The organism is Streptomyces rhizosphaerihabitans, assembly GCF_025399795.1.
Lineage (GTDB): Bacteria > Actinomycetota > Actinomycetes > Streptomycetales > Streptomycetaceae > Streptomyces > Streptomyces rhizosphaerihabitans.
In genome coordinates, this window is record NZ_JAODTZ010000016.1 from 60,541 (window position 1) to 87,279 (window position 26,739).

Here is a 26,739-nt window from a genome sequence, read left to right on the forward strand (position 1 = left end):
GCTCACGACACCGAGACGAAGATTGAGGGATTCACGCCTGGAATTCGGTGAGATCGATGGCGTGGATGCTCAAGGGGAAGCCGTACACCGGGTGCGTCATCTCGCCCTCCGGCTTCATGCCGAGCTTGCGGACGACGTTCTCCGAGGCCTCGTTGCCCATCCGGTTGATGCTGATGACGCGGTCGAGGCCGCGGTCCTGGAGCGCGAACTCCAGTGTGGCGTGGGCGGCTTCGGAGGCGTAGCCCTGACCCCAGAACTGTGAGCCGAACCGCCAGCTGATCGCCACGGCGGGCAGCACCTCGGGCAGGTACTCGGGCACCGACAGCCCCGCGAAGCCGGCCATCTCGCCCGAGGCCAGCAACTCGACGGCGAAGAGACCGAAGCCTTCCTCGTCCCATTCGTCTTCCCACTGCTCGATCGCCTCGGCCGTGGCCTCCAGGTCGCGGACCGACCCGTCGTCGATCCAGCGCATGACATCGGGGTCCGCGTTGATGTCCGCCATCGGGGCGAGGTCGTGGTCGTACCAGCGGCGGAGGAGGAGGCGGGGGGTGCGGATCTCGGTCATGACACCCATCCTGCCTTACGGGTGAGGCACCGGCCGGTGGCCGGGGGCGGCGACGCACTGCTTCGGAGCGCGGCCGGGAAGGGAGACCGGCCCGGCGGAGACCTCGGCGGCCTTCAGCGCCCGGCGGAGCCGTCGCGCTGGTTCCTTCGCCCGGTGGCGGCGACGTCACGCATGGCCAGCAGGAAACGCCGTACCGTGGCCAGGTCCTCCTCGTCGAAAGTACGCATCGAGGCCACCATCTCGCTGATCAGCGGCCCGAAGAACGACCAGCCCAGAGTGACGGCCCGGTCCGTGACGGTGATCCGGACCCGTCGGCGGTCGTGGGTGTCCCGTTCCCGGCGGACGAGCTCCAGACGTTCCAGCCGGTCGACCAGGGCCGTGGTCGATGCCGAGTTCACCCCGAGCTGCGCACCGAGCCACCCAGGCGTGGCGGGGGTGTCGGCCCGTGCGGCATCCAGCAGGTGGATCAGCGCACGCACATCCGTGGGATGCAGCCCATGGAGTCCGGCGAACTCGGCGGCGAAGAGATCCAGTTCCACGGTGACGGCTCGTAGCAGATGGACCAGTTGCAGGTCCGGTTCCCGATCGTCCACGCTGCTCCTCCCGGCGATATTATCTCGTTCATCGAGATTATCGTTGGTCGAGTAATCATAAGGCGGCGATCATGAGTGACGAGGCGGCGTTTCTCTCGGCGTACGACACCGTTCTGCAGCAGTGGCCCGTGGAGGTCGACAGCGTCGACGTGCCGTCTCGCTACGGCAGCACCCGGGTCCATGTCAGCGGTCCGAAGAACGGCACCCCGCTCGTGCTGCTGCCCGGTGGCGGGACCACCTCGGTGGTGTGGTTCGCCAACGTGGGTGCTCTGGCCGTCGGCCATAGGGTGTACGCCCCCGACCTGATGGGCGACATAGGGTGCAGCGTGCACGACGGGGCGCCTCTGCGCGGAGCCCAGGACCTCATGACCTGGCTCGACACCCTCTTCGACGAGTTGCGTCTCGACGGCGCGCACCTGTGCGGCCACTCCTACGGCGCCTGGATCGCCCTGAACTACGCGCTGCGCGCACCCCGGCGGATCGGCCGCCTCGCGTTGCTGGACCCCACCAACTGCTTCGCCGGCATGAGCGTCGGATATGTCCTGCGCGCACTGCCGATGCTGCTCGGACCCACCGCCGAACGCGTGGAGGCCTTCCACCGGTGGGAAACGGGCCGTACCCCCGAGAATCCCGCCTGGCAGGCGTTCCTGGGAAGCACCGCCGGCGCCCGCCGGTCGAAGGTCGTCGCCATGCGACGCCCCAGGCCGGAGGAGCTGAGGTCCTGCGCTGTTCCGGCCCTGGTACTCCTGGCCGGGCGCAGCCGCGCCCACAACGCGCGGAGGGCGGCCGCGGAGGCCCGCCGGCTCATGCCAGGGGCGCGTGTCGACCTCCTTTCGAACGCCTCCCACCACTCCCTCCCCACGGAACAACCGGCCGAGCTCAACTCTCTGCTCACGCACTTCCTGACCTGAACCGTCCAGCCGTCATCGGGCCGCCGGGCAGGGCCGCGCGGCCCGCCAGGCCGGAACGGGCCATTGTTTTGGACCTGTCGACCGGGGCAACCGGCCGTCATGGAGACGAACGACGGCACGGACGAAGTGATCGAGACCCAGGGGGACGAGCATCACGTCGTCCTCAGCGCCGATACCAACGGCGACGGAAGGACCGACGTCTGGATGACCGACACCACAGGCGACGGCAAGGCCGATCTCTACCAGTTCGACACCACCGGTGACGGGGAGATCGACCTGACGATGGTCGAACGAGCCGACGAGCCGGGCGTCGACCGGGTCGTGGTCGAGGGCGACGGCGGCCACCCGATGGAGACCTGAGCCTTCGTCACGGATTCCCGCCGCGTCGCGAAACCGGCCCTACCCCCCCGCTCCTCGATGCCCTCTGCGGGCACGCGCTGCCGGCCACGCGGCACCGGGCTTACGAGGTGCCCGTCAGCGGACGCAGTACGGTTGCGCCGGCACGCAGGATCGCGGACACGGGCGGTCCCACCCACCGGGTCAGTTCGCGCGGCAACGCCGGGTCCAGCTCGATCGTCACCCGGACGTATCGCGTGTGCAGCCGCGCGACCTTGGCATGGCGGGGCGCGGCGACATCCGGTTCCCGCTGCAGGGCGGCCCGGTAGGTGTCCTTGCGCTGATTCACATCGTGTCCTGACGCTTGATGAGTTCGTCCGCGAGGTCCATGTACGCGGATCCCTTGACCTCGACCGGGCTGCCGAACGACTGGGAGTACAGGTCGAGTCGGGGAATGTGGGTGGACAACACGTCGAAGCCGCGCTCGGTGAGCGCTTCGCGGGCGTCGGCGTCGGGACCGGTACGCGTGGCGTCGGGACGGTTCGTACGGTTCAGCAGTACGGCGGAGCGGGCCGGCCGGGCCCTCAGGGACTGCACGTCGCCCATCTCGCCGCCGATGGGTGCCATGCGGTCCAGTTCGATGGGGGACGGGGTCACCGGCACGATCCACTCGCTCGCGTACCGCATGACGCTGCGGGCGATGTGGGCGTGGTCCTCCATCTGCGGGGCGTCGAACACCACGGCCTGCCGGTCACCGAGGAAGTCGTTCACGCGCCGGTGCACGTCACCCACAGGAAGGGAGAACACGGGGAAGGGGAAGCCCCCCGCCAGTTCGCTCCAGCGCAGCGCCGATGACGCGGGGTCGCTGTCCACCAACAGCGGTGAGAAGCCGGACTCGTGCAGTGCGTGAGCCAACCACACCGCGCTCGTCGTCTTGCCCACTCCGGGTTTCAGGTTCACAAAGGCATAGCTCATCGACACAAGAGGCCACGCTAGTGACCGCGAGGGACCGACGGCCGTCCACGCGGGGTGTACCGTCCCGTCGTTCACCCCGCGGCGCCGGTGAATCATTCCAATGGACCAACGTGGTGTGCCCCCGCACAGGTCCACCCGGCCAACGCTGTGCACCAGCCTCCCGAAAGTGCCGCCCCCTGTACGCGGGACTGTGCGGCTGATGCCATGCCCGGCATGTCTCCCGTATCTCCTTCAGCTCCGGTTCCGGGCGCACCGACAGGCCCACACGCACCAGCGGCACCGGAGCGCCACCGGTGAGCGCCGGCGACGGAGAGTCGCTCGCCGTCGTGGTCTTCCTCGGCTTCGTCGCGGTGTCCCTGCTGCTGTGCGGGCTGGCGGCGGCCGACCTGGACGACCCCGAGCACTTCTACGCGGGCGGCAGCGCGGCCTTCGGCCCGGTCGGAGGCGGGCTGGCCATCGCCGGTGACTACATCTCCGCGGCCACCCTGCTCAGTACGACGGGCGCGGTCGCCCTCGACGGGGCGGACGGCATCCTCTTCGCGTGCGCCACCGTCGTCTCGCTCTACCTGGTCATGCGGATCCTGGGTGAACCCCTGCGCCGCAAAGGGGTGTTCACCCTGGGTGACTTCCTTGCCGACCGGCTCGGCGCCCCCTCCGTACGCCGGGCCCTCGGCGTCGCCACGCTCGTCGTCCTCGCCCCACTGCTCCTGGTGCAGCTCTCCACCGCCGGACGTATCACGGCGGCCATGTTCGGGCTCCCCGACGGCGCGCTCACCGGGTGCACCGTCGCCGGAGGAACCCTGATGGTCTGCTACGCCGCGTTCGGGGGGATGCGCGGCATCGGATACGTGCAGATCCTGAAGGTGGGTGTGGCACTCACCGCCATGCTGCTACTCGCCGGGGTCGTCCTCGCCCGGTACGGATGGTCACCACCGGCCCTCTTCGACGCCGCCCGGGACCACTCCGGAGCGGGCGCCGGCTACGCGCGCCCCGGACTCCACTTCGGCCACTCCGTCGCCGGGCGTCTCGACCTGATCAGCTTCGAGGCCACCCTCCTGGTCGGGGCCGCCTGCCTGCCGCACATCACCATGAGGCTGCACCCGGTCAGGGAGGCCCGCACCGCGCGGCGCGCCGTCGGCTGGGCGGTCGGTCCCGTCGCGTTGGTGTGCGCCGGGGTCGTGGTGGCGGGGCTCGGTGCCTGCGCCCTGATGGGCCGGGACCCGGTGCGGGCCGCCGACCCCGGGGGAGCGACCGCGCTGCTGATGGTGACGGGCGCGCTGGACCCGGTCGCCGGGGGCGCCCGGCACAGCATGCTGTTCGCGATCGTCGCCTGCGCCGTCTTCGCGACCACCCTCGCGGCCGTCGCGGGCATCACCCTGGCGGCCGCCTCCAGCCTCGCCCGCGACTTCGGCGGCCGGCCCGCCCACGGGAGCGGAGGCCGTTCGCCGACCGGAGAGATCCGCCGGGCGCGGCTGGGCATCGTCCTGGTCGGCGCTGTCGCCGTCGTCGTGTCGGCGATGCTTGAGGACCGCGGCAGACTGACGCTGATCTCCTTGTCGTTCACCGTCGCGGCCTCGGTGCTGGCGCCGGTCCTGCTGTACGCGCTCTTCCTGCCCGGCCACTCCGCCACCGGCGTGCGCTGGACCGTCTACGGGACCCTTCCCCTCGTCGTGCTGCTGCTCACGGGATCCCCGGCGATGTCGGGCACCCCCTTCGCGGTCTTCCCGGACCACGACATCCGCTGGTTCCCGCTCCAGACCCCGGGGTTGATCACCATTCCGGCCGGCTTCCTCCTCGGGCTCGTCGGCCGCACTCGCCCCCGCGCTGCCCAGCACTCCTGGCAGGACAGGTCGGCAGGACCGGTTCCGGCCGGTCCGCGCGGATCCGCCCCTGCGAGACGTACCTGAAGCCCTCGAAGAACCGGGGAGTTGCCACCCTCGGCACGAGCGGCGTCGGGGGCCTTCCGGTCCGTCCGGCGCCGCTGCGTGATCGCCGGGTTCGGGGAGAGGTGGTTTTGAAGCAGTTGTCGAGGTGACCTTCGGCGGAGGGCGCCGACGAACGCGTCCGCGGCGGCCCGGAACAGACTGCGGTCGTCAACTCCGTTGTGCTTCACCGGGGTTGACGTTCCGCCCCGGCTCGACCAACTGGGCCAGATGGTCCAGGGCCATGCGTGTTCCGGTCTCGTTGTCGGCGGCGGGCACCGCGTCCGGCACCCCCTCGTGCACGATGACCACCTCAGTGCCGCCGTCCGCCTCGGTCAGCTCCGTCGTCATGGTCATCTCACCGCGGAGCCCGGGATCGGCCGTCTCGAACTCGACCACCTCGACCACCCGCTCGTCCGGGACGAGCTCCACGAAACGACCGTGGTACGTGTCGGTGTGCGCCTTCGACTTGCCGGTCGCGTTCGGCACGTCATAGGTGAGCGAGACCCGGAACGCGCCGCCTTCGCGGGCATCGAACTCGTGCACCTCGCTGCGCATACCGGTCGGCACCCGCCACTTCGCGACAGCGGTCGCGTCCAGCAGCGCCCGGTAGACCTCTGCTCGCGAGGCGTTCATCCGCCGTGAGACGCGCGTCGTATACACGCCTTTCAGGCTACACAGCGCGGACGCTGACGGGGCTTCAGCCGGGGCGGGTCACGATCTCCGTGCCCGAGCGCAACCTCTTGACGGCCCTGGTTCAGACCTTTACCGTCACGACACACGGTGGTTCACAGGTGAACTCAATGTTCAGCCATGTGAACGTCGAGATCTTGTCAGAGGTAGCCCCATGCGGTAGCCCCATACCTCTGGAACGACTGGCGCAGTCCGCCCGACCTTCCCTCCCCCACGATCAGTGAAGGACGTCAACATGACCCGTTCCAGGCTTCTGACGACGGCCGTCGTCGCGGGCTTCGTCGCCGCGGTGACCGTCCTGGGCACGTCCAGCGCCGGTGCCGCCGACCCGAAGGTCGCGCCCGGCGGCAACTTCGACCTGTCCGTCTGGCAACTGCAGGAGCCCGTGGGCTCCCCGGGCTCGCCCACCACCATCTCCTCCGCCCGGCTGCAGGGGGCGAACGGGTACCAGGACGCGTACTTCTACACCGACACCCGCGACGGCGCGATGACCTTCTGGGCGCCCGAGAAGGGGGTCACGACGCCGAACTCCTCCTACGCCCGCTCCGAACTGCGGGAGATGAACCGCAGTGGCAGCGCGGCGGACTGGTCGCTCAGCGGCAGCCACCGGCTGAATGCGACGTTGCGCGTGGTGTCGGTGACGTCCAACGTGTGCGTCGGCCAGATCCACCTCGGTTCCGGCGGATCGTCCACCAAACCGCTGGTGGAGCTGTACTACCGCTCCAGCGGCGACATCGTCCTCGGCACCGAGAACTCGCCCTCCGGCGGACAGACGTCCCACACCGTGGGGCATGTGGCGGTCGGCAAGACGTGGACCTACTCGATCGCCGTCTCCGGAGGCAACACCGTCGACCTGACCGTCAACGGCAGCACCACGCACTACTCGATTCCGTCGTCGTTCTTCCCCTACAAGCAGTACTTCAAGGCCGGCTCGTACAACCAGTCGTCCTCGGACAGCACCACGAAGGGGGCGCGAGTCGCCTTCTACGGCCTGAACGTCTCGCACGGCTGACGGGTCGTCGTACACGCGAGAGGGGTGAGTGCGGCGAAGGCGCCGCACTCACCCCTCTCGCGTGGAACGCGTGCTCAGAGCGACGTCATCACGTGCTTGATCCGGGTGTAGTCCTCGAAGCCGTACGCGGAGAGGTCCTTGCCGTAGCCGGACCGCTTGAACCCGCCGTGCGGCATCTCGGCGACGAGTGCCATGTGGGTGTTGATCCACACACAGCCGAAGTCGAGGTTCTTCGACATCCGCATCGCCCGCGCGTGGTCCTTGGTCCATACCGAGGAGGCCAGCGCGTAGTCGACGCCGTTGGCGTACGCGACGGCCTGGGCCTCGTCCGTGAACGACTGGACGGTCATGACCGGGCCGAAGACCTCGTTCTGGATGATCTCGTCGTCCTGCTGGAGACCGGAGACCACGGTCGGGGCGTAGAAGTAGCCCTTGTCGCCGACCCGGTGACCGCCCGCCTCGACCTTCGCGTGCTCGGGCAGTCGCTCGACGAAGCCGCTGACCTGGGCGAGCTGGTTCGCGTTGTTGAGCGGCCCGTACAGCACGTCCTCGTCGTCCGGCTGCCCGGTCCTCGTCTCGGCCGCGGCCTTGGCGAGGGCGGCGACGAACTCGTCGTGGACGGACTCGTGGACCAGGACGCGGGTCGCGGCCGTGCAGTCCTGACCGGCGTTGAAGAAGCCGCCGACCACCAGGTCCTCGACCGCCTTCGCCAGGTCGGCGTCCTCGAAGACCACGGCCGGGGCCTTGCCGCCGAGCTCCAGGTGGACCCGCTTGACGTCCTTGGCCGCGCTCTGGGCGACCTGGATGCCGGCACGCACCGAACCGGTGATGGAGGCCATCGCCGGGGTCGGGTGCTCCACCATCAGGCGGCCGGTCTCGCGGTCGCCGCAGACCACGTTGAAGATGCCCCGGGGCAGGCCCAGCTCTTCCAGGACACCGCCGATGATCTCCGCGATCAGCACCGTGGAGGCCGGGGTGGTGTCCGAGGGCTTGAGGACCACCGTGTTGCCCGCCGCGAGGGCCGGGGCGAACTTCCACACGGCCATCAGCAGCGGGTAGTTCCACGGGGCGACCTGGGCGCACACACCGACCGGCTCGCGGCGGATGATCGAGGTCATTCCGTCCATGTACTCGCCGGCCGAGCGGCCCTCCAGCATCCGGGCCGCGCCCGCGAAGAAGCGGACCTGGTCGATCGCCGGGGCGAGTTCCTCGCTGAGGGTGAGGTGCAGCGGCTTGCCGGTGTCCCGGCTCTCCGCGGCGACCAGCTCCTCGGCCCGTGCCTCCATCGCGTCGGCGATCTTCAGCAGGGCGCGCTGCCGCACCGACGGTGTCGCGTCCCGCCAGACGGGGAACGCAGCGGCCGCGGCGGCCATCGCCGCGTCGACATCGACCGCGCCCGAGAGCGGGGAGGTCGCGTAGACGTCACCGGTGGTGGGGTCCACCACATCGAGCGTCCGGCCGTCGGAGGCGTCCGCGAACGCACCGTCGATGTAGTTGCGGAACGTGCTGCTCATGGAAACGTCTCTCCTGGTCAGGCGGCGGTACGGGGGGACAGGTGCTCGTGGACGGCGAGCCAGGTGCCGTCCTCGGAGCGGGCGAAGACGATGGTCTCCCGCTCGTGCACCGTCTCCTCGCCGGCGTTGGCGGCGACCTGGGTCTCCACGTCGTGGCTGAAGACAGCCGTGTCGCCGAAGGGCTGGATCAGCTGTGCGGACGAGGTGCAGCCGAGGACGCGGAAACCGTCCTGCTCGACCCACTGCCGCCACAGGGCGCGGTACTCGGCCGTGGAGCCGAGACGCTGCGGCGTGGTGTGGAAGACGAACGTCGCGTCCGGGGCGAAGGCGCCGAAGTAGTCGTCGAGGCGGCCCTCGGCGAAGGCGGCGACGAGCGCGTCCGCGGCGGTCCGTACTTCCTGGGCGGTGGTGGTGCTCATGCGCGGCTCCTGGTCAGGGGCGCCCGGCGGTCAGGACCGGGCGCCCAGTCGGTGGTGTCGGTGGCGCCGAGGACTCAGAGGGCCGCGGCGGGCTCGGGGGTCTTCTCCTCGGTGCCACCGGTGATCGGCGCGATCTCGGCGTCGGACGCCCGGACGAAGCGGGGACCGGCCGGCCCGAACACGGCGCGCGGCTCGGGGAACACGACGAGCGCGGCGAGGTAGAGCACGACCGCCAGGGCGAGGCCGACCGGCAGCGAGATGTCCGCGCCGTTCGCGAGGTTGCCCAGCGGGCCGACGAACTGGCCCGGGAGGTTGGTGAAGAGCAGCGCCACGACGGCGCTGACGAGCCACGTGCTCATGCCGCGCCAGTTCCAGCCGTGCGCGAACCAGTAGCGGCCACCGCGCTGACGCCGGTTGAAGACCTGCAGCGCCTCGGCGTCGTACCAGCCTCGCCGTGTGACGTAGCCGAGCGCCATGACGACCATCCACGGCGCGGTGCAGGTGATGATCAGCGTGGCGAAGGTGGAGATGGACTGCGTGAGGTTGAGCGCGAAGCGGCCGAGGAAGATGAATCCGATGGACAGGACACCGATGAAGAAGGTGGCCTGGACGCGGTTGAAGCGCGGGAAGACGCTGGCGAAGTCCAGCCCCGTTCCGTAGAGGGACGTCGTGCCGGTCGACAGGCCACCGATCAGGGCGATCAGGCAGAGCGGCAGGAAGTACCAGCCGGGGGAGACGGCCAGCAGTCCGCCCACGTAGTTCGGGGCGGCCGGGTCGACGTACTTCGCGGCCTTCGTCGCGATGATCGACGCCGTGGCCAGGCCGAAGACGAAGGGCAGCAGGGTGGCGATCTGGGCGAGGAACGCGGCCCCCATCACCCGGCGGCGCGGGGTGTTCGCGGGGATGTAGCGGGACCAGTCACCGAGGAACGCGCCGAAGGAGACCGGGTTGGAGAGCACGATCAACGCGGCGCCGATGAACGACGGCCAGAACAGTGCGTCGTGGGTCGAGGCGAAGGCTCCCGCGTAACCGGGGTCGAAGTCACCGGCGAAGGCGAAGGCGCCGAGCACGAACAGGGCCGAGGCCGCCAGCACCGCGATCTTGTTGACCAGCAGCATGAAGCGGAAGCCGTAGATGCAGACGACGAGCACGAGTCCGCCGAAGATCGCGTACGCGATGCCGTAGGTGACGTCCGACTCGGGGACGTGCACGAGCCGGTGCGCGCCACCGACGAGCGCGTCACCCGAGGACCACACCGAGATCGAGAAGAACGCGATGGCGGTGAGCAGGGAGAGGAAGGAGCCGACGACCCGACCGTGCACGCCCAGGTGCGCGGAGGAGGAGACCGCGTTGTTCGTGCCGTTGGCGGGGCCGAACAGTGCCATCGGGGCCAGCAGCAGCGCACCGGCGACCAGGCCGAGGACGGTCGCCGCGAGCCCCTGCCAGAAGGAGAGGCCGAAGAGGATCGGGAAGGCGCCCAGTACGCAGGTCGCGAAGGTGTTGGCGCCGCCGAAGGCGAGCCGGAACAGGTCGATCGGCCGGGCCGTGCGGTCCTCGTCCGGGATTCGCTCGACGCCGTAGGTCTCGATTTCGGTGACCGAGCTCGTCACGGGCCCTCCAGTGTCCGTTAGTGCACCGTTCAATCGGTGGCTCCCACAGTGTGCGGTCCCCGGTGACCTGCGACAATGGTGTCGATCACAGATGCGTACGATGTCTTTTGTGGCCAGCGACAAACTCACGGTCGGGGATCTGCTCTCCTCCCCGGCACTCCAGCTCTCTCTGAAGGCCGGCGGGGACGGTCTGGACCGGTCCGTGTCCTGGGCGCACGCCAGCGAGCTCGTCGATCCGACCCCGTGGCTCCTGGGAGCCGAGGTGATCATGACGGCGGGCCTGGCGATCCCCCGTACCGCCGCCGAACAGCGCGCCTACCTGGAGCGGCTGGACGACGCCGGGGCGTCCGCTCTCGCGCTCTCCGCGCAGCTGCACATGCCCCCGCTGCACGACGCGTTCTTCCGGGCGGCCGAGGAACGGGGCTTCCCCGTCCTCGAAGTGCCGCTGGCGGTCCCCTTCATCGCCGTCGCCCAGGAGGTCGCGGCCGCGGCGCAGGAGGATGCCCGGCACCGGCTGGGCGCGCAGCTCCAGGTCTTCGGCGCGCTGCGCTGGCTGGTCACCGAGAACCTCGACACACCGACACTCCTGCGCCGCCTCGAAGGGTTGTCGGGCTACGACGTCTTCCTCTGCACACCCCAGGGCCGTCCGCTCCTGCCCGGGGTCCCCGTGCCGGATCCCGCCGTCCTGCCCGCGTCGGTCGACGCCCCGCCGGCGATCCCCGGCGGTTTCGTCCTCCCCGTTCCCGCGCCCGGCGGCCCCGCGGGCTTTCTCGTCGCGTACGAGCGTGCGGGCGCCCGGCCCGCGGGACTCGCCGTCGTCCAGCACATCGCCACTGTCGCGGCGCTGCGGCTCGCGATGGTCCGCAACCAGCGCGAGACGCTGCGCCGCGAGGGAGCGGAGACGTTCGCCGAACTGCTGCAGGAGGTGCTCGACCCGGAGGCGGCGCGACGCCGGCTCGCCCGGCATGCGATCGAGGGCGACACCGTTCTCCTCATCGTGCGGCGCACCACCGACGAGGCACTGCTGCGCTGCCTGGAGGACCGGCCTCATCTGCTGCTCACACGGGGCGAGGACCGCTATGTCCTCGGGGCACCGGAACTGGCGACGGCCGTCGGTGAGCTGCCGGCCGTGGCGGCCGGTACCAGCCGTCCCTTCCGGCCGGGTGCCGCGCTGAAGGTCGCGCAGCGCGAGGCGCTCTGGGCGGTGTCCAAAGCCGTCGAGTCGGGCCGGCCCGTGGTGCACTACGGCGACGACGGAGCGGGCCGATGGCTGCCCGACGACCCCGCCGTCCTGAGCGCGCTGGTCGAGCATGTGCTCGGCGACGTCCTGCGCTACGACGAGAGTCATGACTCGCGGCTGCTGGTCTCCGCCCGCACCTGGATGGAGCGCGACCGGCGCACCGAGACAGCCGCGGCGGCGCTCCACATCCACCCCAACACCCTCGCCTACCGGCTGCGCCGCTTCGGCGCTCTCGCCGACCGTGATCTGACGTCGACGGGGGCTCTGGCCGAGGTCTGGCTGGCGATCCAGGCAGCGGGAGCGCTGGGCCTCACCGACTGATCAGGTGCGTGACCGCCGCGCGGCGGCCTCGACCAGCCGCCGGATGTCGGCGAGGTCGGCCTCGAACTCGGCGGTGAGGTCGACGGGCAGGTCCAGCCATGGCCCGAGTGCGCGGTGGCCGGGGAGTTCGCTGTCCGGGAGGTGGCCGCGACGGCTGCGCGGGTCGAGGTCGCCGGGGGTGAAGCGGCCCGCGGCCTCGGAGGCGGCGAATCCGATGACGAAGGTGCTGATCAGGCGTTCCAGCCGGGGCACCTCGGGCGCGGGAACCCCGGCCTCGATGAGGGCGGTGTAGATGATGTCCACCGCTCGCACGGCATCCGGGGTGACGGCGGGCCGTGAAAAGAGCAGATGCGCGGCCCAGGGGTGCTGCTGGGTCACCTTTCGGCAGGCGTGCGCGAGGGCGTCGAGCCGTGCGTCCCAGGGTTGGTCCTCGGCCGGATGCGGCCGCAGCAGCGCGGCGAGCAGACGTCCGACCATCCCGTCCAGCAGCGCCGCCTTGTCCTTGACGTGCCGGTACAACGCCATCGGTGTCACGCCGACGCGATCTGCCACCGTGCGCATCGAGACCGCGTCGACGCCGTGCTCGTCGGCGATGGCCAGTGCCGCGTCCAGGATCTCTTCCCGCCTGCCACTCATGGGTCTACAGTGTAGACGTGTACGGCGTATACGTCTACGCCGTAGACCTCGTGGAGGATGGATGCTGATCGCAGAAGGACTGGTGAAGCGTTACGGGCCGCGTCGCGCGCTCGACGGCTTCGACCTGACGGTCCAGGCGGGTGAGATCGTGGGCCTGATCGGTCACAACGGGGCCGGCAAGACCACATTCGTCGAGATCGTCGCCGGTCTCGTACGCCCCGACACGGGCCGGATCAGCATCGCGACGCTCGACGCACTGCGTGCCGGCCGGGCCGCACGGCGGCTCCTCGGTGTGGCTCCGCAGGAGCTGGCTCTGTACGGCACTGCCACCGTGCGGGAGAACGTGCGGCTGTTCGCCGGGCTCGCTGGGCTGCGTGGACGGCACCGGGACGCGGAGATCGCCCAGGTCCTGGAGGAGCTTCGCCTGACAGCCGTGACGGACCGGCCCGTAGGCGCCCTTTCCGGGGGGCAGCGCCGCCGGGTCCAGGCGGCCACCGCCATGGTCGGCGCACCGCCGCTCCTGCTCCTGGACGAGCCGACCGTCGGAGCCGATCCGGAAACCCGCTCGGCTCTGCTGAGCGCCGTCAGGGCTCGGGCCGAGGCGGGCGCCGCCGTCGTCTACACGACCCACTACCTGCCGGAACTGGTCGACCTCGACGCCACGCTGGCTCTCGCGCGGGCCGGGCGGATCATCGCGCGCGGCACCCAGGAAGAGCTCACCCGCCACCTGCCCGGCGAACTCAGGGTCACGTTCGCCGACCCGGCCGAACCCGAGCTGCGCCGGCCGACCACGGACCCCGGTGCCGATCTGGCGGCCCTGCTCGCGTCCGGTCGTACGCCCGTGTCCGTCGACGTACGCCGCCCCGGACTCGACGACCTCTACCGGTCCATGGAGATCGCGGCGGCCGACAGGAAGGCGGCGCCCGAGGGGCGGGCGGCGGCCGAGGGGCGGGCGGCGGCCGAGAGGGGGACGGGGGTCCGTGATGCCGCGTGAGTCCGCCGCCCGCCTGGGCGTGCTGGTGCGCCACAACGCGCTGCTGATGGCGCGCGAACCCGGACCGGTACTGAGCCGGATGATCCTGCCGCTCGTCTTCATCACGCTGCTGCGCCCGCTCTACCTGGCGGGTCAAGGCCGTACGGCCGGCACGGAACAGGCGGTCGTCGGCACGCTGGTCACCTTCTCGCTGCTCGCCCTCGGCATCTGCGGCAACGCGATCCTCACCGAACGGCTCGGCCGTACCTGGGACCGCCTGCGCGGAACCGCTCTGCATCCCGCGGAGCTGCTCGCGGGCAAGGCCGTCCCCGTCCTCGCGGTCCTGCTCGCCCAGCAGTTCCTCGTCGTGGGCTTCGGCGTGTGCGTCTTCGGCCTGCGTGTTCCGCACCCGTTCCTGCTGCTGGGTGTTCTGCTCAGCTGGAGCTGCACGCTGCTCGGACTCGGCACGCTGCTCGGCGTGCTGGTCCGCAGCACGGGTGCGCTCTCGGCCGCCTACGACATCGGCGGCATGCTGCTGAGCAGCGTCGGCGGCGCACTCGTCCCGCTCGCCGCTCTGCCGGTGTGGGTCTCGGACGTGGCCCCGGCCTCGCCCGGCTACTGGGCGGTTCGCGGTCTGCACGCCGCCCTCGCCGGTGACACGTACACCGTGGCGCTGGCTTGCGGAGCGCTCCTGGGCGTGGCTCTGGTCTGCGGCGCCGTGGCCTCGGTCCGGCTGCAGGGCCGCAGCGGTCGGCTGGTGGCGCTCTAGGTGAGCACCTCCTTGAACTCCCTTGCCTGGATCGGGAGTTCAAGGAGATCGACGGGATCGGGTCGGGCGCGCGGTCAGCGGGGTCGGCGCAGGCCCGTGATGAGGAGCGCGACCAGCCGTCGTGCGTCGTAGCGAGGGTCGTTGTGGGCGCCGATGCAGAGGTTGCCGACGCCGCGCATCAGTTCGTAGGCCGTGAGGCCGGGGCGGATCTCGCCGGAGTCGGCCGCGGCGTCGAGGAGTTGGGCGCACACGGGGAGGAGGCGGTCGAGGAAGTAGGTGTGCAGGGCGTCGAAGGCCGTGTTGTCGGGCTGCAGAACGGCGGCGAGTCCGTGCTTGGTGACGAGGAAGTCGACGAAGAGGTCGATCCATCGGGCCAGCGCGGCATGAGGGGACGCGCAGTCCCTCAGCAGGACGGGTCCCGCCTCGGCGCAGGCTTCGACCTGGTGCCGGTAGACCGCGACGATGAGATCCGCCCGCGTCGGGAAGTGCCGGTAGATCGTGGCCGTGCCGACGCCGGCCCTGGCCGCGATGTCACGTACGGGCGCTTCCACGCCCGACGTGGCGAAGACCGCGGCGGCCGCGTCGAGCAGCGTCTCCTGGTTGCGCCGGGCGTCGGCCCGTCTGGGCCGGGCCGCCTGCGGTGCGGCCCTCTCGTCACTGTCGCTCATCGCGCCCTTCCCTCCGTGGCCGAACCCGCTAAGCGGGACATCGTTCCGTATCGCCTTGCTAACCGGGACGGTGTTCCGTATCGTCAAACGGGACGGTGTTCCGTTTGTTCATGATGGCAGACCGGGGACCCGACAACCAATCCACGCTGCCACCACGCTTCACCCGCAATGGAGGAGACAGGTCATGCAGTACCGCACCTTGGGCCGCACCGGCGTGCAGGTCAGTACCCTCGCGCTCGGCGCGATGAACTTCGGCAGGATCGGGCGTACCACCCAGGACGAGGCGACCGCCATCGTCGACGCCGCCCTCGGCGGCGGGATCAACCTCATCGACACCGCCGACATGTACGGCGACGGCGAGTCGGAGGAGATGGTCGGCAAAGCCATCGCGGGCCGCCGCGACGACATCGTGCTGGCCACGAAGGCGGCCATGCCCATGGGCGACGAACGCAACCACCGGGGCTCTTCGCGCCGCTGGCTGGTCACCGAACTGGACAACAGCCTGCGCCGACTCGGTGTCGACCACGTCGATCTCTACCAGATCCACCGGTGGGACCCGGGCACCAGCGACGAGGAGACGCTGTCGGCCCTCACCGACCTGCAACGCGCTGGAAAGATCCGCTACTTCGGCTCCTCGACCTTCCCCGCCTACCGCCTCGTGCAGGCCCGATGGGCCGCCCGCGAACATCACTTGAGGCCCTACGTCACCGAACAGCCCAGCTACTCGATCCTGCAGCGCGGGATCGAGACCCATGTCCTGCCCGTGGCCGAGCAGTACGGGCTCGGTGTCCTGGCCTGGAGCCCGTTGGCCTCGGGCTGGCTGTCGGGCGCGGTCCGTGCGGGCCGGGAGATCACCACCAGCCGCTCGACGCTCATGCCGCAACGGTTCGACACCACCATCCCCGCCAACCGGGCCAGGCTCGACGCCGTCGAGAAACTGGCCGAAGTCGCCGACGGGGCCGGCCTGACCATGATCCAGCTCGCGCTCGGATTCGTGACGGCGCATCCCGCCGTGACGAGCGCGCTCATCGGCCCCCGAACGCCGGACCACCTGGACGCGCAGCTCGCCGCGGCCGACACCGTGCTCCCCGCCGACGTACTCGACGCGATCGACGCGATCGTCGCCCCTGGCACGGACCTCGCCGCCCACGAGAAGTTCGACACTCCGCCCGCGCTCCTCGACCCGTCACTGCGACGCCGCTGACCGTCCGGAGAACGGCCTCCTCGTCCGCGCCCGCAGCTCCCGAGACGGCGGGCATCGCGCGGGTGCCTTGCGAGGGACCGTTCCTTCTCCGTCCTGCCGGTGCGCCCCCGTCGGCGTTGCCGGTGCCGAAAGGATCCGCGACCCCATGCCGCACACACCCCGGCCCAGTTTCGGAATCATGACCGCCCCCTCGCAGGTCGACTACCACGACGTCCTACGGGTCTGGCGCGAGGCGGACACCGTCCCGCAGATCGAGCACGCGTGGTTGTTCGACCACCTCATGCCGATCTTCGGCGATCCGGGCGGCCCGGCCTACGAAGGCTGGACGCTGCTCTCCGCCCTGGCCGCGCAGACCCGACGACTGCGGCTCGGCGTGATGGTGACCAGCAACCGGTTCCGGCCTCCCGCGATCCTCGCCAAGATCGCCGCGACCGTCGACATCGTCTCCGGCGGACGGCTCGACTTCGGTATCGGCGCCGGCTCGCGCCCCGGACATCCCCTGGCCCGACGGGAGTACGAAGCCCACGGCCTGCCCTTCCACGACTCCGCGCACGCCGTGGGGAGCCTCGCCGAAGCCTGCACGGTGATCCGGCGGTTGTGGACCGAGGCGGAACCGTTCGACTTCCACGGCACCCACCACCAGCTCACCGGAGCGTTCGGCAACCCCAAACCCGTCCAGCGCCCCCACCCGCCGATCCTCATCGGCGGACGCTCGTCCGCGACGCTGCGCGTGGTCGCCGAGCACGCCGACCTGTGGAACATCCCCGGCGGCGACATCGAGGACGCCGTCGGCCGCAGCGCGCTCCTTGACCGCTACTGCGGCGAGATCGGTCGCGACCCCGCCTCGATCGCCCGCTCGATGGTCCTGCCCGTCTCCTACGACCGGCCCGAGGCGACCCGGGACGCGATCGGTGAAGCGCTCGCGGCGGGCTTCGGGCATATCGTCCTCGGACTCTCGGCGCCCTACCCCGCCGAGGTCGCACGGTGGGTCGCCGACGAGCTCATCGGCGCGTCGGCCGGACCGACTCGTGCCGGACCGGCTCGTGCCTGATCGATTCGTGGCTGACCCGCTCGTGTGAGGGGATCGGGAGCGGACTCCGACGGCCCCGCCCGGGGCGGAGTTCCGGGTGGGGCCGCCACCGACGCGAAGGAAGGTCGCCGTACTCGGCCGGTGCAGGCCTCGAGTTCGGACAACTGCCCCGCGGGCCGGCCGGTGTTGCCCGTGATGAGGACACGTAGGCAGCGGGTGCGGGTGCCGGACAGAGCGAGGGTCGCGGTCCCTCGCCGGAACCGTCTCCGGCGCCGTGACGCGGAGCGATCGACGTGGTTCGTCGCGCGGACGGATGCCGACTGATGCCGACGACTGCGGCGGGTTCGTGCGAGGCGCTCAAGGGAATGCCTACGCGCAGGCGTTCGAGTGGTTTCACCGACGTTCCATCTGCGGGCGGGGGCACGGGCGATGAGAACACCGTGGGCGATGTGGGACGGGTGGCGCCTACGTCGGTACGAGGCCATGCGCAGGGTGCGCGACGCCGAGGAGTGGGAGCAGGCGACCGGCCACAAGGACTGGGGCGACGACCGGATCGGCACCGCGCTGACGTCTGTGCTCAACCTGCGTGAGTCTCTCGATGCCCGGCGCCTGTCGGCACTTCGCCCTGGCGTCGAACTGGGCGTGACGGAGGTCAAGGAGGCCTGGACCGGGGTGGACGGAGGACCTTACGCCTTCACCCTGAACCTCCTCGAACGTCTCCGTGACGCGCGACTCGTCACCATCGCCCCGGCCGACGACGGCAGGATGCGGGTCACCGTCCCCGTAGGACTGCACGACCGCCTGAGGTCACGCTGGCCGGCGGACCAGGAGGCCGAGTGGCACGAGCGACTCCTCGACAACGCTCGCGCACTGGCGCAGCCCGGCGGCACCTGGCTGGATCTGCCCCTTCTGGCCGGGTACTGGTGGCGGAACCTGGTGTGGCACATGTGGCACTGCGATCCCGGCAGGGCCGCGGCGCTGCTCGCGGATCCGCGCTGGCAGATCGCCAGGATCCAACGGCTCGAGGTACGGGGACTGCTGGCCGATCTGACGCTGGTCGACTCCCCGGAGTCGAGGGCCACCGCTTCGGTGATCGACGGGGTCGTCAGCGGGCTGGATCCCGACGTACCCCACGATCCGGGGGAGCTGGCCCAAGAGCTGCTGCAAGCCCTGGGCCACGCCGGGCAGGTCGCCGCCCTCGCCGCCCGGGAGCCGCAGGGGCTGCACGCGGTGTTGCAACTACCGCGGTTCACCCAGGACTTCGCCATGTCACCGGACAACACCTGGCTGGTGGCGGTCGGCCGGGACAAGCACATCAGGATCTACGACGTGGCGACCCGGGCCGTACGACGGGTGATCCCGGCCCAGCCCGAGGTGGGATACCACTGCGCCGTGGCTCCGGACGGCAGCTTCATCATGACCCGGTCCGCCGGTGAGGGAGCGCGCGCGTGGGACGCGGCCGACGGCGAGGAGCGGATCCCGTTCGAAGCCGGCCATGTGACGGGTTCCGTGTACGGCCCCGACGACATGTGGCTCGCCTACGACGCGGCCACCGGCGACCTCGTCAACCCGTTCACCGGCGAACGCCTGCGTACGAAGCCTCTGGCCCGGCAGGTGGGGCATCTGGCCCTCGCCGCCGACGGGTCGGCTCTGGCCATGGGGAACGCGCGCGGTCAACTCGGGCTCTGGGACCCGCGTACCGGCCGCCGGATCGCGGAGCTGCCCGATCATCCGCACGCGGTCAACCGGCTCGGTATGGCCGCGGACGGCTCGTGGATCGCGATCGGCGACGTGTACGGCATCCGGGTGGTGGAACTGCCCGGCGGGGAGGAGCGTTTCACGCTGCCGCAGAGAGGCACCGATTTCGTCACGACCGACGACTGGCTGGCCGTGCCCGACTTCGGGCGCGTGCAGATCCGGTCCATCCGCACCGGTGACCTTCTGCGCACGCTCGAAGTCCACACGGACAACGTTCTGGAGTGCCACATGTCACCCGACCGGAAGTACCTGCTGACAATGGACCGTGAAGGCACCCTCATCGTGTGGGACGCGGCCACTGTCGTTCCCTGACTTCGCGCGCGGGTGTGCGTGGGTGTGCGTGGGCGTGTGCGTCCGTCTGTCGCGGTCCAGTTGGAGAGCTGATCCCCACGGTTCGACCGGACAGGTCCTATTCGTTGAGGTGGGCCAGGATCAGGTTGGGGTCCTTCGCGGTGATCCAGCCCGCGCTCAGTACGTAGACGGCATCGCCGCGCAGCGCGATGGATGTGGGGTTCTGCAGGCCGTCGGCGGGGTTCAGCACGGTGGAGTGGCTGCCGTCGGGCTGGACGAGCGCGACCTCGCTCGGGCCGTCCAGGGCGGCCAGGAGCTGGTCGCCGTGGCCGGTGAAGGCGAAGTCGTCGACGCCCGGCAGACCGGTGGCCCGGGTGCGGACCGAACCGGCGCGCCCGTCGTGGTGGACGGGGATGCGCAGGACGGTGCCCTTGTCGAGGTTGGTGACCCAGACCGCTCCGTGGTGGACCTTCAGGCCGTTGGCGCCGAGGAACCCGGTGGAGGCCAGTTCGGGGGCGGTGGACCAGGCGGTGGCTGTGCCGCCCGAGGTGGGCACGCTCCAGATGGTGCCGAGTGCGGAGTCGGCGGCGTACAGGGTGCGGGTGCGCGGGTCCAGAGCCAGGCCGTTGGGGAGGCCGTCCGCGGGCAGCTCGGCGATCCGCTGCGGTTCGCCGCCGGCGCGCAGGCGCCATACGCCGGTCAGGTCGGGCGTGCCGGTGGCGTACAGGAAGTACAGGGTGCCGTCGTGGGCGCGGACGATGCCCGAGGTCAGTGGGAAGCCGAGGACGGGGGTGTGGACGCCGCCGTCTGCGGGTTCGGGCAGGGTGGCCAGAATCCGGGTCGAGCCCTTGGCGGAGATCTCGGCGATCTGACGACCCTGGGCGAACGTGACGTATGCGGTGCCGCGGGGCGTCAGGGCGATGTTCTCCGGCGTCTGGCCCTCGGCCAGGTCGAAGTGCACGGCGATTCGTGCGTTGTCCAGCGGGGCGGAGACCGCCGACGCCGGTACGGGGGTGAGTGTCGCGGTGGCGACAGCGGCCACGGCAAGGACGGCCGTCGACAGAGCGGGCGCGGAGAGCTTCTTGGACATGGTTCCTTCACTTGTATTCGGGCATGCGGCTGTGACAGGCCGATGCGCGGGGGTGGGTGAGTGAGTTCCGCTCGGTATGCGGGCCCCGAACCGGCTCTGGGCGGTGGCTGGTTGTGGGACGAGCCGGCCCGGACAGGACAGGCGCTCGGAGGTTCCGGGCGAGCGGAGAGCGCGGCGGTGCGGGGTCAGTCGGTGGCGGCAGCGGCGCCCGTTCGCGCCGGGTGGGGCGGGTGGGCCTGGACGGGGTCCCGACCGGCAAGGGGGACGGCGACCTGGGCGAGGAGAGTCAGCGCCGCTCGCGAGGACGAGTTCGCCTCGGTCGTGGCGATCACGACGCTGGGGCCCGGCCCGTGGCTCAGGGTCTGCTGCAGGACAGTGAGTGGACCGACCAGTGGATGCCGCATCTCATAGGACGCGACGGTGCACGCCTTGATGCGATGGTCGGCCCACATCGAGGCGAACTCGCTGCTCTGTGCGCTCAGTTCACCCAGCAGAGTGTGCAACGCGGTGTCCTGCGGATGCTGGGCCGCCACCAGGCGGAGGTTGCCGACCACCGCTCGGGCCTTGCTCGGCCAGTCCGCGTACAGGTCGCGGGTGTGACGGTCGAGGAAGACGAGTCGGGCCATGCTGGGGCGTCGGTCCGGCGAGTCGGGGGTGCCGGGATCCAGGTGCCCCGCGAACAGGGCGTGGCCCATCGGGTTCCAGGCCAGCACGTCACCCCGCAGGCCGAGCGCGATCGCCGGAGTGTCCGCCAGCGCGTCCAGCAACTGTCCTGTCGCCTGCGTCACTCGCTCCGGCGCGGGCCGTCGGCGCCGGGCGCGAGGCCGGTCGGCCCGCGCCAGGTCGTGCAGGTAGCCGCGCTCGGACTCGTCCAGACGCAGCGCACCCGCGATGGCATCCAGCACCTCGGGCGAGGCGCTCAGCGACTGCCCCTGTTCCAGCCGGGTGTAGTAGGAGGCGCTCACTCCGGCGAGCAGCGCCAGCTCCTCACGCCGAAGCCCCGGCACACGGCGCCGCTCCCCGTACGTGGTCACCCCGGCGTCCTCCGGGCGCAGTTGGGAGCGCCGGGCCTGGAGGAAGTCCCCGAGCTGCGATTTTCCGGTCATGGATCCGAGTATGGGCCGACTCCGGACGGACAGCCTGCCCCAACTGTGGGTAGGAACCGGTGGGTTCGGCTCCTCACTCGCGGCGCCCCGGCGCCCCGGGTCGGGCTCCCCGCTCGCGGAGCGTGGCCGACCGGGTTCGGTCCGGCGATGGATCCCGCCCCGGACACCCGGACGCCCGGACCCGGAGGACAGGTCTCACCCGGTCTGGCCGGTGGTTCCGTAGGCGGCCATGAACATGTCCAGGAGACCGTCGACCGCGTCCTCGTCGATGGGACGGGTCGACAGCAGGCTGCGGTAGTAAAGAGCGCCGCACAGCACCTCGGCGGCGAATTCCAGGTTCGCTTCCGCGGCCAGTTCGCCGGTGCGCTGGGCGCGGGTGATCCGGTCGAGGGTGCGCTGCTCGACGGTGGCAAGGAAGCGTTCGTGCAGGGTCGCCCGCAGCGCGGAATCGCCCTGCGCCTCGGCGATGACCGCGCGGTAGACGGGACCGATCGGCGGACTGGAGAGGGCGACGCCCGAACGGAAGAACTGCTCGCGCAGATCCTCGCGGACGTCCCCGGTGTCGCGGTAGTCCAGGTCGCTGGTCCACACACGGCTGAGCGCGTCGAGCAGCAGCGCCGCCTTCGAGGGCCAGCGCCGGTAGATCGTGTGCTTTCCGACTCCGGCCCGGCGGCCGACGGCCTCGATGCTCAGGCCCGCGTACCCGACCTCCGCGGCCAGATCGAGGGTTGCCTGCAGCAGCTCGTCGGTGCGCGCGGCACCTCGGCGTCGTGGCGCGGCGGGCGGGTCGGTCATGGGGCCAGTTTATCGGCACGTGCCGTGCCGTTGACAATGCCGGGGGTTGCGCGGAATATTCATCCATCATCGGCACGGCCCGTGCCGATGATGGAAGGCGGCGTGTCTCCATCTGCGCGCCCGGCATTCCGCACATCGGATCCTCGAGGGGAGCTCTGCCATGAGCAGTACGGAAAGCGGCAAACACGAGGGATTCACGGCCGAGGAACGGGCCGCCATGAAGGACCATGCCCAGGAGCTGAAGAAGGAGGCCCGCCGCGGCTCGCGCGCGGACAAGGCGGCCGAGGCGGAGCGGGACGTACTCGCGAAGATCGCCGAGATGCAGGACTCCGACCGGATCATGGCCGAGCGCGTCCATGCCGTCATCACCGCCGGCGCTCCCGTCCTCGCGCCGAAGCTCTGGTACGGCATGCCCGCCTACGCGCTGGACGGGAAGGTCGTCTGCTTCTTCCAGAGCGCGGAGAAGTTCAAGGCGCGATACGCGACACTCGGGTTCAGTGATCTGGCGAAGCTGGACGAGGGCGCGATGTGGGCCACCGCGTTCGCCCTGACCGAGCTGACGGCCGAGGTGGAGACGCGGATCGGCGCGCTCGTGAAGCAGGCGGTGAGCTGAGGCGCACCGCACCCGCACCTCGCACCCGCACCAGGACCCGCGTCACCGCGCGGGCCGCGCTCCGGTCCCTGGCCGGGGCAGTGTGTGCATGCCGCACACCCCCACCCGGAGCGACCGAACGGAAGGGCCCGGAGCGTCATGCCCCGGGCCCTTCCGTACCACTTCGCGGTCGGTCACTCCTGGGCGGCCGCCTAGAGGATGCCGCGCGCGAGCGCCGCGGAACCCGACCGGGGCCCAGGACGGTTCCGTCCGATGTCAGCGGCCCTTGCGCACCCGGGCCGCCGCACGGGCCTCGGCGGCCTTTCGGGCGTCCGCGGTCTTGCGCGACTCCTTGGCGGGGCGTCCCGGACGGGTGCCCATACCGCGGAAGGGCGCGTTGCCGGTGCTGGTCTTCGGCCCGGCCGGCGGGCGCTTGGCGCCGGTGATGGCGGTCAGCGCCGCCTCGCCCGAGCGCACCTGGGTGACGGTCGGCCGGATACCGGCCTCGGACATCAGCCGGTTCACATCGCGCCGCTGATTGGGCGTGACCAGGGTGACCACGCTCCCGGACTCCCCGGCGCGCGCCGTGCGCCCGCCCCGGTGCAGGTAGTCCTTGGCGTCGGCGGGCGGGTCGACGTTGACGACGAGGTCGAGCGCGTCGATGTGAATGCCCCGGGCGGCGACGTTGGTGGCCACCAGCACGTTGATCTCATCGTTCTTGAACTGGGCGAGCGTGTGCATCCGCTGCGGCTGCGACTTCCCGCTGTGCAGCGCGGAGGCCCGAATGCCGCTGGCCCGCAGATGTCGGGTGAACTGGTCCACGCCGGCCTTGGTGTCCAGGAACATCAGCACCCGGCCGTCGCGGGCGGCGATCTCGGTCGCCGTCGCGTACTTGTCGGCGGCGTGGATGTTCAGCACATGGTGTTCCATCGTGGTGACCGAGCCCGCCACCCGGTCGACCGAGGCGGGAACCGGGTCGTGAAGGTAGGTCCGTACGAGCTGGTCGATGTTGTGGTCGAGCGTGGCCGAGAACAGCAGCCGCTGTCCGTCGGCCGGGATCTGGTCAAGGAGTTCCGAGACCTGCGGCAGGAAGCCCAGGTCGCACATCTGGTCCGCCTCGTCCAGCACCGTGATCCGCACGTGGTTCAGGATGCAGTCCCGGCGTGACACCAGGTCGGTCAGCCGCCCCGGTGTCGCGATGAGCACCTCGACGCCGGTCCGCAGCAGGGCCTGCTGCCGGTTGATCGACAGGCCCCCCACCACCGTCGCCAGTCGCACGTTCAAGGTCTGCGCGTACGGTTCCAGCGCGTCGCTCACCTGTTGTGCGAGCTCCCGGGTCGGTACCAGAACCAGCGCCAGCGGCCGCTTCGACTCCGCTCGGCGACCTGCCGTCCGGGCGAGCAGGGCCAGTCCGAAGGCCAGCGTCTTGCCGGACCCGGTCCGTGCCCGGCCCAGGACGTCGTGGCCGGCCAGCGCGTTGGGCAGCGTCGCGGCCTGGATCGGGAAAGGCTCCGTCACCCCGAGGCCGGTCATCTTGTTCACCAGCACCGGCGGCAGGCCGAGGGCGTCGAACGACGCGGCCGGAGGCAGGCCCTTGGCCAGGGCCTGTGGCGTCGGGACGTCGCCCTCCGCCGCTGTCGTCGGCTGGTGCTCGCCGGCGTCGGAGAGTCCAGGGGCCGGCGGCTTCGCGTTCATGGGGAACCTTCCTCAGTCTGACGCCCGGAACGCCCCGGGGCCCGTACCCCTTGGTACGGGCCCCGGCGACTTCGAAGCGTGGCTCCATTTTACCAGCGGGCACACGGGCGCCCGCCGGTCCACTGCTCGGCACCCGCCGGGCCGCTGGCCGGGACGGGCGGATCCGGTGGCGGGGACGGGCGGGTGCCGAGCACGGACCGGCCGGGTCAGGAGATGGCCCCCGATGTGACCTGCTCCCTTGCGATCGGCGGGCCGGTGTGGTCAGTCTCTCCGCAACGAGTGTTCGAAGAACTGTTATCCGAGGTTCCGCGGGCGGTCTCCCAGGCGACGGCAGCATCGTTCGGAGTCGAGGACAGGGAAGTTTTCATGAGGAGACAGCACGCGGTGGAGCCGGCGGCACTGGTGACTGCCGCCCGGTCGGGCGACCCGGCGGCTCAGGACGCCTTGGTCAGCGCGTTTCTCCCCTTGGTCTACAACATCGTCGGACGCGCTCTGAACGGCTCTGTCGATGTCGACGACGTCGTGCAGAACACCATGCTCCGCGCCTTGGACGGCCTGGAGGGGCTGCGTACACCGGCGAGCTTCCGCTCCTGGCTCGTGGCGATCGCGATGAACCAGGTCCGGGCGCACTGGCGGGACCGGCAGCTCGCTCCGGGCTCCGTGGAGGAGGCGGAGGATCTCGCGGACCCCGGCGCCGACTTCGTGGACCTGACCATGGTGCGGCTCCAGCTTTCCGGCCAGCGTCGCGAGACCGCGCTGGCGACCCGCTGGCTCGAACCCGACGATCGAGGCGTGCTCTCGCTGTGGTGGCTGGAATGCGCCGGTGAACTGACCCGGACCGAGGTCGCCGAGGCCTTGGAACTGTCGCCTCAGCACACCGCGGTCCAAGTGCAGCGGATGAAGGCGCAGTTGGAGACGGCCCGTGTGGTGGTACGGGCCCTCGACGCGCGCCCGCCCTGCGAGGAACTGCGTGGTGTCCTCGCCTCCTGGAACGGCCGGCCCTCGGCGCTGTGGCGCAAGCGAATAGCCCGGCACGCCCGCGACTGTGTCCGCTGCTCCGGCCTGTGGAGCGGATTGGTGCCCGCCGAGGGACTGCTGGCCGGCCTGGCGCTGATCGCCGTATCACCTGGACTGGCCGCGGCACTGCGGACCGCCCCCGGCGGGATGGCCGCCGCGGGCTCGGCATCACAGACCGCGGCCGTCGCGGGCGACGGAGAAGCGGGCTCGGCGGGGGCCGGGCATCGCGCGCCGCACGGCAGAGCGGCCTCGCGCAGTGAGGCGCGCCGACGCCGACGCGTCCGGCGCCGGGCCCTGGGTGGCGTGCTCGTGGCGGCCTGTGTCGTGGGCGGCGGCCTCTGGTACCTCGGTACAGGGCCCGGAACACGAACCGACGGGGCAGCCCCCTCGCGGACCGCGGGCGACCCCGTCATGGACCTCTCGGCACCCGGCGCCACCTCGTCGCCGCCCTCGGCCTCCGCATCTCCGTCGTCGTCGGTGTCCGCGTCCGAAACGGCAAAGGCGAAAGCCTCCAGGAAACCTCGCCCTGCCGAGTCGAGTGCGTCGGCCGCCGCGTCCTCGGCCCCGCCGACCCGGCGGGTGTCCGGCGCACCCCAGGCGCAGTCGGCCCCGACGGGCACCGTGGCACAGGTGGTCGCACTGGTGAACAAGGAGCGGGCGGCCGCCGGCTGCGGTCCGCTCACGGAGGACGCGCAGCTGGAGGACGCCGCCCGGGCCCATTCCGATGACATGGCAGCCCGTGCCTTCTTCGACCACACCAACCCCGACGGCGCCGACCCCGGTCAGCGCATCACAGCCGCGGGCTACCGCTGGTCCACGTACGGCGAGAACATCGCCAAGGGCCAGCAGACTCCACAGGCCGTGATGGACTCCTGGATGAACAGCCCGGGGCACCGTGCGAACATCCTCAACTGTTCGTTCAAGAACATAGGGGTGGGTGTGCACAAGGGGTCCGGCGGCCCGTGGTGGACACAGGACTTCGGGGCGAAGCTGTGACGCCGGGT

The 26,739-nt window shown here is 70.9% G+C and carries 26 protein-coding genes; 12 read left to right on the top strand and 14 right to left on the bottom strand.

The window, feature by feature from the left end; genetic code table 11:
- Nucleotides 1–31: 31 nt before the first annotated feature.
- Both N4G66_RS18050 and N4G66_RS18055 read right to left on the bottom strand, forming a co-directional pair.
- Nucleotides 32–565, bottom strand: coding sequence for a GNAT family N-acetyltransferase (locus N4G66_RS18050; RefSeq protein WP_261705157.1), 534 nt, complete (start codon nucleotides 563–565; stop codon nucleotides 32–34).
- 113 nt (nucleotides 566–678) lie between these two features.
- A complete protein-coding gene (locus tag N4G66_RS18055) occupies nucleotides 679–1,158 on the bottom strand; it encodes a MarR family winged helix-turn-helix transcriptional regulator (RefSeq protein WP_261705158.1) in 480 nt (159 codons plus the stop codon).
- A 71-nt stretch (nucleotides 1,159–1,229) separates the two neighbouring features.
- Here N4G66_RS18055 and N4G66_RS18060 point away from each other — a divergent pair, with 71 nt between their 5' ends.
- Both N4G66_RS18060 and N4G66_RS18065 read left to right on the top strand, forming a co-directional pair.
- On the top strand, nucleotides 1,230–2,069 hold the full coding sequence (locus tag N4G66_RS18060) for an alpha/beta fold hydrolase (RefSeq protein ID WP_261705159.1): 840 nt from the start codon (nucleotides 1,230–1,232) through the stop codon (nucleotides 2,067–2,069).
- A gap of 99 nt (nucleotides 2,070–2,168) precedes the next feature.
- Nucleotides 2,169–2,429, top strand: coding sequence for a hypothetical protein (locus N4G66_RS18065; protein WP_261705160.1), 261 nt, complete (start codon nucleotides 2,169–2,171; stop codon nucleotides 2,427–2,429).
- Between the two features lie 100 nt (nucleotides 2,430–2,529).
- Here N4G66_RS18065 and N4G66_RS18070 read toward each other — a convergent pair whose 3' ends face one another.
- Nucleotides 2,530–2,754, bottom strand: coding sequence for a hypothetical protein (locus N4G66_RS18070; RefSeq protein WP_261705161.1), 225 nt, complete (start codon nucleotides 2,752–2,754; stop codon nucleotides 2,530–2,532).
- Nucleotides 2,751–3,380, bottom strand: coding sequence for a ParA family protein (locus tag N4G66_RS18075; RefSeq protein ID WP_261705162.1), 630 nt, complete (start codon nucleotides 3,378–3,380; stop codon nucleotides 2,751–2,753). Before N4G66_RS18075 ends, N4G66_RS18070 begins: the two co-directional genes overlap by 4 nt.
- Before the next feature lie 293 nt (nucleotides 3,381–3,673).
- Here N4G66_RS18075 and N4G66_RS18080 point away from each other — a divergent pair, with 293 nt between their 5' ends.
- Nucleotides 3,674–5,287 (top strand): sodium/solute symporter, encoded by a 1,614-nt coding sequence (locus N4G66_RS18080; protein ID WP_261705163.1) that lies wholly within the window; start codon nucleotides 3,674–3,676, stop codon nucleotides 5,285–5,287.
- 186 nt (nucleotides 5,288–5,473) lie between these two features.
- Here N4G66_RS18080 and N4G66_RS18085 read toward each other — a convergent pair whose 3' ends face one another.
- Nucleotides 5,474–5,965 carry an SRPBCC domain-containing protein gene (locus tag N4G66_RS18085; RefSeq protein ID WP_261705164.1) on the bottom strand — a complete coding sequence of 164 codons (492 nt, stop codon included), beginning with the start codon at nucleotides 5,963–5,965 and terminating at the stop codon, nucleotides 5,474–5,476.
- 265 nt (nucleotides 5,966–6,230) lie between these two features.
- Between N4G66_RS18085 and N4G66_RS18090 the strand changes: the two genes are divergently transcribed.
- Nucleotides 6,231–7,007 carry a polysaccharide lyase family 7 protein gene (locus N4G66_RS18090; protein WP_261705165.1) on the top strand — a complete coding sequence of 259 codons (777 nt, stop codon included), beginning with the start codon at nucleotides 6,231–6,233 and terminating at the stop codon, nucleotides 7,005–7,007.
- A 74-nt stretch (nucleotides 7,008–7,081) separates the two neighbouring features.
- On the opposite strand, the gene N4G66_RS18095 is transcribed toward N4G66_RS18090, so the two are convergent.
- The 3 genes from N4G66_RS18095 to N4G66_RS18105 all read right to left on the bottom strand — a co-directional run bounded on the left by N4G66_RS18095 (nucleotide 7,082) and on the right by N4G66_RS18105 (nucleotide 10,550).
- Nucleotides 7,082–8,521, bottom strand: a complete 1,440-nt coding sequence (locus N4G66_RS18095; protein WP_261705166.1) for a gamma-aminobutyraldehyde dehydrogenase — start codon at nucleotides 8,519–8,521, stop codon at nucleotides 7,082–7,084.
- A gap of 17 nt (nucleotides 8,522–8,538) precedes the next feature.
- Complete coding sequence (locus N4G66_RS18100; protein ID WP_261705167.1) at nucleotides 8,539–8,940, bottom strand: YybH family protein; 402 nt, start codon at nucleotides 8,938–8,940, stop codon at nucleotides 8,539–8,541.
- A 74-nt stretch (nucleotides 8,941–9,014) separates the two neighbouring features.
- Nucleotides 9,015–10,550, bottom strand: a complete 1,536-nt coding sequence (locus N4G66_RS18105) for a purine-cytosine permease family protein (RefSeq protein WP_261705168.1) — start codon at nucleotides 10,548–10,550, stop codon at nucleotides 9,015–9,017.
- A 100-nt stretch (nucleotides 10,551–10,650) separates the two neighbouring features.
- Between N4G66_RS18105 and N4G66_RS18110 the strand changes: the two genes are divergently transcribed.
- A complete protein-coding gene (locus tag N4G66_RS18110; RefSeq protein WP_261705254.1) occupies nucleotides 10,651–12,111 on the top strand; it encodes a PucR family transcriptional regulator in 1,461 nt (486 codons plus the stop codon).
- Here the strand turns inward: N4G66_RS18110 and N4G66_RS18115 are convergent, their stop codons facing one another.
- On the bottom strand, nucleotides 12,112–12,747 hold the full coding sequence (locus N4G66_RS18115) for a TetR/AcrR family transcriptional regulator (RefSeq protein WP_261705169.1): 636 nt from the start codon (nucleotides 12,745–12,747) through the stop codon (nucleotides 12,112–12,114).
- A gap of 61 nt (nucleotides 12,748–12,808) precedes the next feature.
- Here N4G66_RS18115 and N4G66_RS18120 point away from each other — a divergent pair, with 61 nt between their 5' ends.
- Together N4G66_RS18120 and N4G66_RS18125 are read left to right on the top strand one after the other, a co-directional pair.
- The gene (locus N4G66_RS18120; protein ID WP_261705170.1) at nucleotides 12,809–13,741 is read left to right on the top strand and encodes an ABC transporter ATP-binding protein; all 933 of its coding nucleotides are present in this window, start codon (nucleotides 12,809–12,811) and stop codon (nucleotides 13,739–13,741) included.
- A complete protein-coding gene (locus N4G66_RS18125; RefSeq protein WP_261705171.1) occupies nucleotides 13,731–14,489 on the top strand; it encodes an ABC transporter permease in 759 nt (252 codons plus the stop codon). Before N4G66_RS18120 ends, N4G66_RS18125 begins: the two co-directional genes overlap by 11 nt.
- A 74-nt stretch (nucleotides 14,490–14,563) precedes the next feature.
- Here the strand turns inward: N4G66_RS18125 and N4G66_RS18130 are convergent, their stop codons facing one another.
- Nucleotides 14,564–15,157, bottom strand: a complete 594-nt coding sequence (locus N4G66_RS18130) for a TetR/AcrR family transcriptional regulator (RefSeq protein ID WP_261705172.1) — start codon at nucleotides 15,155–15,157, stop codon at nucleotides 14,564–14,566.
- 184 nt (nucleotides 15,158–15,341) lie between these two features.
- Between N4G66_RS18130 and N4G66_RS18135 the strand changes: the two genes are divergently transcribed.
- From N4G66_RS18135 to N4G66_RS18145, 3 genes are all read left to right on the top strand, one after another.
- Nucleotides 15,342–16,361 carry an aldo/keto reductase gene (locus tag N4G66_RS18135; protein ID WP_261705173.1) on the top strand — a complete coding sequence of 340 codons (1,020 nt, stop codon included), beginning with the start codon at nucleotides 15,342–15,344 and terminating at the stop codon, nucleotides 16,359–16,361.
- 145 nt (nucleotides 16,362–16,506) lie between these two features.
- Complete coding sequence (locus N4G66_RS18140) at nucleotides 16,507–17,412, top strand: LLM class flavin-dependent oxidoreductase (protein ID WP_261705174.1); 906 nt, start codon at nucleotides 16,507–16,509, stop codon at nucleotides 17,410–17,412.
- Nucleotides 17,413–17,820: 408 nt separating this feature from the next.
- A complete protein-coding gene (locus N4G66_RS18145; protein WP_261705175.1) occupies nucleotides 17,821–19,461 on the top strand; it encodes a WD40 repeat domain-containing protein in 1,641 nt (546 codons plus the stop codon).
- Nucleotides 19,462–19,558: 97 nt separating this feature from the next.
- On the opposite strand, the gene N4G66_RS18150 is transcribed toward N4G66_RS18145, so the two are convergent.
- The 3 genes from N4G66_RS18150 to N4G66_RS18160 form a co-directional block, all read right to left on the bottom strand.
- Entirely contained in the window at nucleotides 19,559–20,530 is a 972-nt protein-coding gene (locus N4G66_RS18150) for an SMP-30/gluconolactonase/LRE family protein (protein ID WP_261705176.1), read from the bottom strand.
- Between the two features lie 185 nt (nucleotides 20,531–20,715).
- Nucleotides 20,716–21,636: a helix-turn-helix domain-containing protein gene (locus tag N4G66_RS18155; RefSeq protein ID WP_261705177.1), complete on the bottom strand. Its 921-nt coding sequence runs from the start codon at nucleotides 21,634–21,636 to the stop codon at nucleotides 20,716–20,718.
- Nucleotides 21,637–21,831: 195 nt separating this feature from the next.
- Entirely contained in the window at nucleotides 21,832–22,431 is a 600-nt protein-coding gene (locus N4G66_RS18160; protein WP_261705178.1) for a TetR/AcrR family transcriptional regulator, read from the bottom strand.
- Between the two features lie 160 nt (nucleotides 22,432–22,591).
- Between N4G66_RS18160 and N4G66_RS18165 the strand changes: the two genes are divergently transcribed.
- Nucleotides 22,592–23,044, top strand: a complete 453-nt coding sequence (locus tag N4G66_RS18165; RefSeq protein WP_261705179.1) for an iron chaperone — start codon at nucleotides 22,592–22,594, stop codon at nucleotides 23,042–23,044.
- Between the two features lie 255 nt (nucleotides 23,045–23,299).
- On the opposite strand, the gene N4G66_RS18170 is transcribed toward N4G66_RS18165, so the two are convergent.
- The gene (locus tag N4G66_RS18170; RefSeq protein ID WP_261705180.1) at nucleotides 23,300–24,718 is read right to left on the bottom strand and encodes a DEAD/DEAH box helicase; all 1,419 of its coding nucleotides are present in this window, start codon (nucleotides 24,716–24,718) and stop codon (nucleotides 23,300–23,302) included.
- A 366-nt stretch (nucleotides 24,719–25,084) separates the two neighbouring features.
- Between N4G66_RS18170 and N4G66_RS18175 the strand changes: the two genes are divergently transcribed.
- Nucleotides 25,085–26,731 carry a sigma-70 family RNA polymerase sigma factor gene (locus tag N4G66_RS18175; RefSeq protein ID WP_261705181.1) on the top strand — a complete coding sequence of 549 codons (1,647 nt, stop codon included), beginning with the start codon at nucleotides 25,085–25,087 and terminating at the stop codon, nucleotides 26,729–26,731.
- Nucleotides 26,732–26,739: the final 8 nt, after the last annotated feature.

Bases quoted from the DNA above. Each gene is read 5' to 3' on its own strand.
- N4G66_RS18175 (WP_261705181.1), top strand. From the start codon at position 25,085: ATGAGGAGACAGCACGCGGTGGAGCCGGCGGCACTGGTGACTGCCGCC.
- N4G66_RS18130 (WP_261705172.1), bottom strand. From the start codon at position 15,157: ATGAGCGACAGTGACGAGAGGGCCGCACCGCAGGCGGCCCGGCCCAGA.
- N4G66_RS18150 (WP_261705176.1), bottom strand. From the start codon at position 20,530: ATGTCCAAGAAGCTCTCCGCGCCCGCTCTGTCGACGGCCGTCCTTGCC.
- N4G66_RS18170 (WP_261705180.1), bottom strand. From the start codon at position 24,718: ATGAACGCGAAGCCGCCGGCCCCTGGACTCTCCGACGCCGGCGAGCAC.
- N4G66_RS18165 (WP_261705179.1), top strand. From the start codon at position 22,592: ATGAGCAGTACGGAAAGCGGCAAACACGAGGGATTCACGGCCGAGGAA.
- N4G66_RS18125 (WP_261705171.1), top strand. From the start codon at position 13,731: ATGCCGCGTGAGTCCGCCGCCCGCCTGGGCGTGCTGGTGCGCCACAAC.
- N4G66_RS18115 (WP_261705169.1), bottom strand. From the start codon at position 12,747: ATGAGTGGCAGGCGGGAAGAGATCCTGGACGCGGCACTGGCCATCGCC.
- N4G66_RS18135 (WP_261705173.1), top strand. From the start codon at position 15,342: ATGCAGTACCGCACCTTGGGCCGCACCGGCGTGCAGGTCAGTACCCTC.
- N4G66_RS18155 (WP_261705177.1), bottom strand. From the start codon at position 21,636: ATGACCGGAAAATCGCAGCTCGGGGACTTCCTCCAGGCCCGGCGCTCC.
- N4G66_RS18100 (WP_261705167.1), bottom strand. From the start codon at position 8,940: ATGAGCACCACCACCGCCCAGGAAGTACGGACCGCCGCGGACGCGCTC.
- N4G66_RS18065 (WP_261705160.1), top strand. From the start codon at position 2,169: ATGGAGACGAACGACGGCACGGACGAAGTGATCGAGACCCAGGGGGAC.
- N4G66_RS18160 (WP_261705178.1), bottom strand. From the start codon at position 22,431: ATGACCGACCCGCCCGCCGCGCCACGACGCCGAGGTGCCGCGCGCACC.
- N4G66_RS18090 (WP_261705165.1), top strand. From the start codon at position 6,231: ATGACCCGTTCCAGGCTTCTGACGACGGCCGTCGTCGCGGGCTTCGTC.
- N4G66_RS18060 (WP_261705159.1), top strand. From the start codon at position 1,230: ATGAGTGACGAGGCGGCGTTTCTCTCGGCGTACGACACCGTTCTGCAG.
- N4G66_RS18050 (WP_261705157.1), bottom strand. From the start codon at position 565: ATGACCGAGATCCGCACCCCCCGCCTCCTCCTCCGCCGCTGGTACGAC.
- N4G66_RS18140 (WP_261705174.1), top strand. From the start codon at position 16,507: ATGCCGCACACACCCCGGCCCAGTTTCGGAATCATGACCGCCCCCTCG.
- N4G66_RS18145 (WP_261705175.1), top strand. From the start codon at position 17,821: ATGAGAACACCGTGGGCGATGTGGGACGGGTGGCGCCTACGTCGGTAC.
- N4G66_RS18120 (WP_261705170.1), top strand. From the start codon at position 12,809: ATGCTGATCGCAGAAGGACTGGTGAAGCGTTACGGGCCGCGTCGCGCG.
- N4G66_RS18075 (WP_261705162.1), bottom strand. From the start codon at position 3,380: ATGAGCTATGCCTTTGTGAACCTGAAACCCGGAGTGGGCAAGACGACG.
- N4G66_RS18110 (WP_261705254.1), top strand. From the start codon at position 10,651: ATGTCTTTTGTGGCCAGCGACAAACTCACGGTCGGGGATCTGCTCTCC.
- N4G66_RS18095 (WP_261705166.1), bottom strand. From the start codon at position 8,521: ATGAGCAGCACGTTCCGCAACTACATCGACGGTGCGTTCGCGGACGCC.